Below are 2,550 nucleotides of genomic sequence, written 5' to 3' on the forward strand. Positions count from 1 at the left end.
CGGACTTTTATGGAATGCGCCGGCTGGATCGGCGCAGGCATGCTGTGGACGGTCACAGCCGGCGTGCCGCGGACGATCGGCATGATCGGCGCGGCCGAGGCGGCTGAGATTCAGGGAGGATTCACCTTCCTGCAGATGAGCGACAGCCATATAGGCTTCAAGGCAGGCCCTTATCAGGATGTTGCCGGCACTTTGCAGCAGGCCGTGTCCGACATCAGGAAACTGCCGGCGCGGCCGCAATTCATGCTTCATACCGGCGATATCAGCCATTTGGCGCGGGAAGATCAGTTTGATACGGCTGATCAGATCTATGCGCAGTCTGGCCTCGATATCCATCACGTTCCGGGCGAGCACGACATCCTCGACCCCGGCAAGAGGCTCTACCTCGCGCGCTACGGCAAGAATACGAAAGGCGAGGGCTGGTACAGTTTCGACGATCACGGCCTGCATTTCATCGGCCTTTCCAACGTCTTCCACAATGGAGCGGACGGCCAGTGGCTGCTCGGTGCCGATCAGATTGCCTGGCTGACCGATGACCTGCGCGGTGTGGCATCTTCGACGCCGGTGGTCGTCTTCGCGCATGTGCCGCTCTGGACAGTCTATGCCAAATGGGGCTGGGGTACTGGCGATGTGGCGGCGGTGCTGCCGCTGTTCCGGCGCTTCGGCAGCGTCACCGTGCTGAACGGCCATATCCATCAGATCGTGCAGAAGGTGGAGGGCCGCCTTGCCTATCACACCGCCCGCTCGACGGCCTTTCCGCAGCCGGCGCCGGGCAAGGCGCCGCATAGCGGCCCGATCATGACAATACCGGCCGGTGCGGTTGGAGAATATCTCGGCATGACGACCGCGACTGTCCACGCCGAACCCGGTCGCCTCGCCATCACCGACACAGCACTCAGCTAAGGGAGACCAGAATGTTGAAGACAGGTCTTGCTGCAGTCTGCGGTTTTCTTTTGACTGTCTCTGCGTCGCAGGCAGCAACGGTCAAGGTAATAATCAACAACTACATGTTCATGCCGGATAGGATCGTTGCGCATCCGGGTGACGTCATCCTGTTCTCGAACCAGGATACGGACCCGCATACCGCGACCAGCCTCGACGGCAAAAGCTTTGATTCAAACACCATCGATCCTGGCTCCAGCTGGAGCTTCACGGTCAAGGCAGTGGGTACCTACAAGTTCCACTGCGCCATCCACCCGGACATGCTTGGCGAAATCGACGTCCAATAGGTTCGGTTCCGATGACACCAGTCGATCCCACGCGATCGCAGTTTCGCGCCATGGCCTTGCCGCTGCTGAGCTATCTGCACCGGCTTGCCCTGGCGCTGACAGGCAACAAGCCGCGCGCGGAAGATCTGGTGCAGGAAACCTACGTGCGGGCCTTGACGTATTTCCCGTCCTATCAAGGAGGGGACTTCAAGGCCTGGATGGCGGCGATCATGCGGAATCTCCATGTCAACTCAAGGACTCGGTCTCCTCCGATGGAAGACGAAGAGTATCTTGCACAACTGCCGGATGAGGCACCCGATCCCGAACAAGTCGCGATCGTGAGCGATCGCGCGCGTAGGCTGCGCGCGCTTATCGCCGATTTGCCGGACGGGCTGAGGGAGATTCTAATCCTGCGGGATTTCGGCGATCTCTCTTATGCTCAAATTGCCGAAACATTGGCAATCCCGGCAGGCACGGTCATGTCGCGCCTGGCGCGGGCGCGGGAACGGTTGCGCAAGGCCTGGATAAATGATGGTCAACCGACATGAACTGTGATGACCGAAATTTGCAGATCAATGCTTTTCTAGATGGTGCATTGTCTCCGTCTGAAGCAGCCATGTTGATGGCGCATCTTAAGACTTGTCCGACCTGCACGCGGATGCTGGCCGAACTGGCGGAGTTGCGCGGCGCATTGGCGGAGCTGGATGCGAAGGAGGCACCCTCGGCCGCGCTGGTGGCCCGTGTTCACGCCCTGGTCGACGATCCTCGGAGCAAAATACGGTTCATCCGTCCCTATCGACGACTGGCGGTGGGCCTCGCCGTATCGGCGGCGCTGGCAGCGACGGTGCTGCTGACGCTTTTGCCTGGCAAGGACGTGCGGCCGGATTTGATGAGCGTTCGGGATGCGGCTTTGCGGGTCAGCCTCAGCGCGGCGGCGAATACCAAGGCGCCCGCGGTGCCGGGCTTCACGCTGGTGGATGCCCGTGACGATATGATCGCCGGCCACAGGTCGCGGGTGGCGATCTATCGCCAGGGCAATGCGACGGTCACCCTCTGCCTCTGGCCCGCGGGGCACGAGGCGGCCCATGGGGTCGTGAAGGCGCTCTATCGCGGTATGGCCATCCACTACTGGAATGACGGCCGCGAGGAATACTGGGCGGCGAGCACGGCCCCCGCGCCGGTGCTCGTCGATTTCGTGCGCGCCACGCGCCGCAGCACCGATAGCTGAAGCGGGCCTCCCCGTCGTGGCGAGAGACGATCCGTATCAAGGCCGCTGACGGGCATGGGCGGAAACCGTCGCTGCCTTCTTCGATTTCGAATACCTGAGGAGCGAGACTTCCAC

Annotated in this window: 4 protein-coding genes; all 4 read left to right on the forward strand. The window is 61.6% G+C overall.

Going from position 1 to position 2,550, the window contains the following annotated elements:
- Positions 1-903: metallophosphoesterase family protein (locus VL752_RS09065; protein ID WP_325354338.1), on the forward strand; the 903-nt coding region annotated here is incomplete at its 5' end.
- Positions 904-914: 11 nt separating this feature from the next.
- On the forward strand, positions 915-1,229 hold the full coding sequence (locus VL752_RS09070) for a cupredoxin domain-containing protein (protein WP_325354340.1): 315 nt from the start codon (positions 915-917) through the stop codon (positions 1,227-1,229).
- 11 nt (positions 1,230-1,240) lie between these two features.
- Positions 1,241-1,756 (forward strand): RNA polymerase sigma factor, encoded by a 516-nt coding sequence (locus VL752_RS09075; RefSeq protein WP_325354341.1) that lies wholly within the window; start codon positions 1,241-1,243, stop codon positions 1,754-1,756.
- Positions 1,753-2,436 (forward strand): anti-sigma factor family protein, encoded by a 684-nt coding sequence (locus VL752_RS09080; RefSeq protein WP_325354343.1) that lies wholly within the window; start codon positions 1,753-1,755, stop codon positions 2,434-2,436. Before VL752_RS09075 ends, VL752_RS09080 begins: the two co-directional genes overlap by 4 nt.
- Positions 2,437-2,550: the final 114 nt, after the last annotated feature.

It is taken from the genome of Acidisoma sp. (assembly GCF_035492295.1).
Lineage (GTDB): Bacteria > Pseudomonadota > Alphaproteobacteria > Acetobacterales > Acetobacteraceae > Acidisoma.